At 62.7% G+C, this 1,474-nt stretch carries 2 protein-coding genes; both read left to right on the top strand.

The genetic code is table 11. The features are described 5' to 3' along the window. Nucleotides 1-661, top strand: a 661-nt coding sequence (locus AWB68_RS51950) for a universal stress protein (protein WP_445344370.1), incomplete at its 5' end; no start/stop codon positions are given. A 10-nt stretch (nucleotides 662-671) separates the two neighbouring features. Further along, nucleotides 672-1,474, top strand: an 803-nt coding sequence (locus AWB68_RS44845; protein ID WP_087650446.1) for a PAS domain-containing sensor histidine kinase, incomplete at its 3' end; no start/stop codon positions are given.

Below are 1,474 nucleotides of genomic sequence, written 5' to 3'. Positions count from 1 at the left end.
TCTTGCTCCCATCGATGGCAGCCCGATCGCGAGCCACGCGCTCGACGAGGCGCTGAAAATCGCCCGCGAAAGCGGCGCAGAGCTTCAGCCCCTTTTCGTGATCGACTTGCCGCCCGTCAGCGGCGGCGATGCGAGCGCTGCGTTTTACGTCAACACCCGCGATGCATTCGTGAAGGAAAGCGCCGCACTCGACGCCGACGCCTCGGTGCGCATGCACCAGGCCGGCGTGCGGGGTGCGCCGCGGGTAGTCGAGGTCGAGTTGACCCGTGACGACATCGCGCACCGCATCCTCAAGAGCGCCCAGGAATTTGGTGCGGACCCTCGTGGTGATAGGAACGCACGGGCGGCGGCTCGCGCTTGGCAGCGTCGGCGAGCACTTCCTGCGCACCTCATGCTGCCCGGTTCTGCTAGTCCCCGCCCCAAAAGGAGAACTGCAGGCCGAAGCAGCGAGCGAAAAGCTCGACACACAAACGCCTCACTGAGTGACGACGTCGCGAACGACGCCATTGCACCATTCGCCGAGCTTTCGACAGTGTCGCTTACGGTCGTCAAGGGCGGGAAGGTGACGGCGCCTGTCGGGTCGGCTAGACTGGGATTCATGCGCCGGGCGAGCGCCGACATGATTCGCCGAACGCCACGAGATCCCCTTCCCAGTCAGTGAGACAGACCGCATGCAAAGTCGCGATAAGTCTTCGCGTCAACGGCCGGCCGACGACCGGCGCGAAGCTGTGCCGGCTCGCTCCTCTATCGGCCGCCTGCTGAGCGACGAGCATTTCCGTTTGCTGGTCGAAACAGTGGAAGACTATGCGATCTTTCTTCTCGACCCCGCCGGAAACGTCACCACCTGGAACAACGGTGCGAAACGGATCAAAGGCTATGAAGCGGACGAAATCATAGGCCGGCACTTTTCGGTCTTTTATCCGCCGGAGGATGTCGCAGCGGGCAAGCCGGAAGCACAGCTCGCGCTGGCGATCGAAAAGGGGCATATCGAAGACGAAGGATGGCGAGTTCGCAAAGACGAATCCCGGTTCTGGGCAAATGTCGTGATCACAGCCGTACGTGACGCAAACGGCACGTTGCGTGGCTTTGCCAAGGTAACGCGCGACATGACCGATAAGTTGCGCCTCGCGGAACTCCAGCATGCCCGCGAGCTGTCGACTCACGTTCAGACCGCCCGGGAAAACGAGCGGACAGATATCGCGCGGGAATTGCATGACGATCTTGGGCAACAACTTGCCGCACTCAAGATGCAACTGGCTGCGCTCGACACGGATGTCGACGCAGCCGGCTTCGCACGCCATCCCGTCTCCCAGACGCAGGCCATGCAGGGGCAGATCGATACGATCATCGCTTCGGTGCGTCGTATCGCGGCGGGCCTGCGGCCGCCCATTCTCGACGACCTCGGGCTCTTCGCCGCGATCGACTGGCTCGTCAGCGATTTTCGGCGCCGCTACGACATCAACGCGACGTTGAA

This window comes from Caballeronia choica (genome assembly GCF_001544535.1).
Classification (GTDB): domain Bacteria; phylum Pseudomonadota; class Gammaproteobacteria; order Burkholderiales; family Burkholderiaceae; genus Caballeronia; species Caballeronia choica.
Note: the sequence above shows the minus strand (reverse complement) of the source record. Positions and strands in the feature narration are given on the sequence as shown.